The organism is Brevundimonas sp. (assembly GCF_031082345.1).
Lineage (GTDB): Bacteria > Pseudomonadota > Alphaproteobacteria > Caulobacterales > Caulobacteraceae > Brevundimonas.
On the sequence record NZ_JAVHLH010000272.1, the window covers coordinates 1 to 3,720 of the forward strand.

Annotated in this window: 5 protein-coding genes; all 5 read right to left on the reverse strand. The window is 71.7% G+C overall.

Translation table 11 applies throughout. The annotated features are described in order from the left end of the window. Positions 1 to 405 (reverse strand): bifunctional hydroxymethylpyrimidine kinase/phosphomethylpyrimidine kinase (locus tag RDU12_RS13820; protein ID WP_308685196.1); only part of this gene is annotated, 405 nt, incomplete at its 3' end. Between the two features lie 70 nt (positions 406 to 475). Beyond that, positions 476 to 1,288 carry a dihydropteroate synthase gene (gene folP / locus RDU12_RS13825; RefSeq protein WP_300292158.1) on the reverse strand — a complete coding sequence of 271 codons (813 nt, stop codon included), beginning with the start codon at positions 1,286 to 1,288 and terminating at the stop codon, positions 476 to 478. Further along, positions 1,288 to 1,590: a transcriptional regulator gene (locus tag RDU12_RS13830; protein ID WP_300292159.1), complete on the reverse strand. Its 303-nt coding sequence runs from the start codon at positions 1,588 to 1,590 to the stop codon at positions 1,288 to 1,290. Before RDU12_RS13830 ends, folP begins: the two co-directional genes overlap by 1 nt. A 4-nt stretch (positions 1,591 to 1,594) precedes the next feature. Continuing rightward, positions 1,595 to 2,242, reverse strand: coding sequence for a hypothetical protein (locus RDU12_RS13835; RefSeq protein ID WP_300292160.1), 648 nt, complete (start codon positions 2,240 to 2,242; stop codon positions 1,595 to 1,597). Between the two features lie 64 nt (positions 2,243 to 2,306). Then, positions 2,307 to 3,533 (reverse strand): acyltransferase family protein, encoded by a 1,227-nt coding sequence (locus RDU12_RS13840; RefSeq protein WP_300292162.1) that lies wholly within the window; start codon positions 3,531 to 3,533, stop codon positions 2,307 to 2,309. Between the last annotated feature and the right edge of the window lie 187 nt (positions 3,534 to 3,720).

The following is a 3,720-nucleotide window of genomic DNA, read 5'->3' on the forward strand; positions in this document are numbered from 1 at the left end:
GGCGGCGCGGGGGACCATCAGGCCGCGCACGGCCTGCACCGCCTCGTCGGGCAGCAGGGGCGCGCCGCCCTTGGCGACCATGACCGGGTCGACCACGGAGGGGGCGTCGGACGTATCGAGGATGGCGGCGACGCGCTCGACCACCTCGGTCGAGCCCAGCATGCCGGTCTTGATGGCGTCGGCGCCGATGTCGTCCAGCACGGCCCGGGCCTGAGCCTCGATCAGGTCGAGCGGCAGGGGATAGACGCCGTGGACGCCGAGGGTGTTCTGCACCGTGATGGCGGTGATGGCGGTGGCGGCATAGCCGCCCATCGCCGTCACGGCCTTGATGTCGGCCTGAATCCCCGCCCCGCCCCCGGAGTCGGAGCCGGCGATGATCAGGACGCGTCCGAGGGGCGAGGTCATGGCGAGGGGATGACCATTCGCGGTCGCCTCGGCAAGGGGCGCGGACAAATCATCGGCTCGGCGGGGCGCGTCACGATGTAGCCGAGGCGACGGCGGCCTGGAGCGCCAGCGCCTGCACGGTCTCGCGGACGTCGTGGACGCGGAGGATCGCCGCGCCTCGCCGCGCCGCCTCGAGGGCCAGAGCCAGCGAGCCGCCGAGGCGGTCGGCGGGGTCGGCGGCGGTCGGGTCCACCGTCTGGATGATGCGTTTGCGGCTGGCGCCGTAGAGGATCGGGAAGCCGGTCGCCGTCAGTCGCTCGAGACGGGCGGTCAGGGCGAGGTTGTGCCGCGCCGTCTTGCCGAAGCCGAGGCCGGGATCCAGCCAGAGGCGCTCGCGGTTCACGCCCGCCGCCATGGCGGCGTCAGCGCGGGCGAGGAGCCAGTCTGTCACCTCGGCGACCACGTCGTCATAATGCGGGGCGGCCTGCATGGTGCGCGGCTCGCCCTGCATGTGCATCAGGACCACGTCGCAGTTCAATTCGGCGGCGGTCGCCAGGCTGTCCGGCGCGAAGCCGAGGGCGGTCACGTCGTTCCACATCGTCGCCCCGGCGGCGACGGCGGCGCGGGCGACCCCGGGCTTCATGGTGTCGATGCTGATCGGGCCGGTCCAGCCGGCGGCGCGAAGGCCTTCGATGACGGGGAGGACGCGGGCGATCTCCTCCGCCGCATCGACGGGATCGGCGCCCGGCCGGGTGCTCTCGCCGCCGATGTCGAGGAGGTCCGCGCCCTGTTCGACGAGCCGCAGGCCGTGGGCCACGGCGGCCTCGACCGAGCCGAGCCGGCCGCCGTCGGAGAAGCTGTCCGGCGTGACATTGACGATGCCCATGACGCGGGGGCCGGCCATCAGTCCTTGCCTCCGATCAGGGCGCCGATGGCCTCGAGGTAGGCGGCGAAGGCCCGGCGCCCGGCCTGGGTGATGGAGACGCGGGTCAGGGGCTTGTTGTTGACGAAGCTCTTGGCGATGGCGACGTAGCCGGCCTCCTCCAGCTTCTTCAGATGGACCGAGAGGTTGCCCTGGGTGGCTTCGAGCACGGTCTTGAGCTCGGTGAAATCGGCGGCGTCGACGTCGGCCAGATAGACCATGATCCCCAGCCGCATGCGGCCGTGGATGACGTCGTCGATCCGTCCGAGGTCGGCCAGGCCCATGGCGTCAGCCCGCCATCCGCGCGGCGCGGGCGTCGCGGACCATGATCCAGCCCGGCAGGGCGAACAGGGCGAACAGGGCCACGGTGCAGACGCCGAGATACCATTCGGGCTGGCGCACCAGCAGGCCGAGGGCGACGGCGGTCAGCCAGCCTCCGGCCGAACAGGCCAGCATCCACGGCTTGCGCTTCAGGCTGAAGGCGACGTACCAGGCCGCCGCCTGCAGGGCGAAGATCACCGCCGGATAGTAGAGCCAGACGGCGAAGTCCTGGTCGCGGGCGGCGCCGAAGCCGAAGATCAGGATCACGGCCAGATTGGCCATGCCGGTGGCGCTGAAGGCGGCGTTGAGGGTCCGGGTCGCCATCGGCCCGCGGGTGGTCGCCACCCCGTCCTGCCTGTCGCGGCGGATGGCCCACGCCAGGACGACAAGGAAGCTGAGGCTGATGCCGACGACGAAGGCGAGGTTGGCCAGGTCGGGCCAGCGGATGACGCCCGCAGCCTGGCCGACGTGGAACAGGCACTGCAGGCCGTAGAGCAGACCGCCCGCCAGATAGGCCACCCCGAGGGTGAGGTGCGGGCGCCCGCCGCCCTCGACGATCGAGCGCATGAAGGCGAGGTCGTCCTCGGGGGAAGTCAGGCGGGGCTTGGCGGACATGGGGTGCGATTCTCCGGAGCCGGCTCGTCCCGATTGGGTGGACGAGCCGGTGGGGGTTGGCAAGTTATTCGGCGGGCGCTGGGACCGCCTGGGCGAGCGGTCGGCGCCACGGGACGCGGCGGCCGTTCAGCCAGCGGCCCATGAAGGTGTGACGAACCATCAGCTCGTAGCTGAGCAGGGAGACCGCCATGACGCCGGCGACCCCGGCGCCGAGCTTGGCGAACCACGGCCAGGGCGCGTCCAGCAGCAGGACCTGGCCGACCATGACCAGTGGCAGGTGGACGATGTAGACCCAGTAGGAGGCGTCGGCGAGGTAGCGGCGCACGGCGCTGTAGCCGGACAGGAAGCGCAGCGACAGGGCGGTGGCGGCCAGGGTCGAGGCGTAGACGGCCAGGGCGTAGAGGGCCGCGGCGGGGGCCTTGGCCTCGGGATCGACGACCGGGGTCAGGGGCGGGACGAGGCCGCCGGAGAGAACCAGGGCGGCGGCGCCGGTTCCGAGGGCCACGACGGTGAACACCGGCCAGAGACGCTCGATCCGCCCCAGCAGGTCGCGGCGGCGATCCAGCAGGACGCCGAGTCCGAAGGCGAGGCCGAAGGCGGTCAGGGCGGCCGGATTGGGCACGAAGCCCTTGTCCGGGGTCGGGATGCCGAAGAAGGGGATCCAGTCGGGGGTGAGCCACAGGGCCAGGGCCAGCGGGGCGGCCAGCAGGGCGGGGGTCCACGGGCCGACGAGGGCGCCGGTCAGGCGGTCGACCAGGCGGCCGACGGCGCCGTCGCGGTCCAGCAGCGCGAAGGGCGCGCGCACGAAGAGGAAGGCCGCGTAGAGGATCAGCAGCACCCAGAGGAACCACAGGTGCAGCAGCGGGAAGGTCTCGAGGGTCAGCGGCGGCGGCGGCGGGCCGTCGGTGGGGATGACGCCGCCGTTGTCGAGGGCCGCCTTCCAGACGATGACGCCGATCACGGCGGGGAAGACGACCCACCAGAGGCCGAGCAGCGGGCCGGCGATGCGGCCGAGCCGGTCGCGGACGAAGCTCCAGGTCCCGCGACGGCCCAGCATCATGTGGGCGAACAGGCCGGCGATGAGGAAGAAGGCGGTCATCCGGAACAGGTGGATGGCGAAGAAGACGCCGGAGGCCGCCGGCGAGGTCTGGTCGTCCGGGAACAGCCAGATCGGGATCGGCAGATAGCTCATGGAGGCGTGCAGGACGACGCCGAGCAGCAGGGCCCCGCCCCTCAGGGCGTCGAGGCCGTGCAGGCGGTCGGGTCGGGTGTCGGATTCGGCGGCGGACATGGGTCTCTCCCCTCTTGAGGAGGAACGATCTACGGCAGACTTGTTTGAATTGCAAACTTGTCTTGTCGACTTCGCTGAAGCGGGTGGGGAGGGCGCGGGACAGCCGGGCCTCGCCCGGTGCTTTGATGTGTAACCGTTTCGACGAGACAGACTGCCCCGCGCGGTCGATTTCCACACGACCCTCCGG

Coding starts and splice junctions, on each gene's coding strand:
- folP (WP_300292158.1), bottom strand. CDS start 1,288: ATGGCCGGCCCCCGCGTCATGGGCATCGTCAATGTCACGCCGGACAGC.
- RDU12_RS13830 (WP_300292159.1), bottom strand. CDS start 1,590: ATGGGCCTGGCCGACCTCGGACGGATCGACGACGTCATCCACGGCCGC.
- RDU12_RS13835 (WP_300292160.1), bottom strand. CDS start 2,242: ATGTCCGCCAAGCCCCGCCTGACTTCCCCCGAGGACGACCTCGCCTTC.
- RDU12_RS13840 (WP_300292162.1), bottom strand. CDS start 3,533: ATGTCCGCCGCCGAATCCGACACCCGACCCGACCGCCTGCACGGCCTC.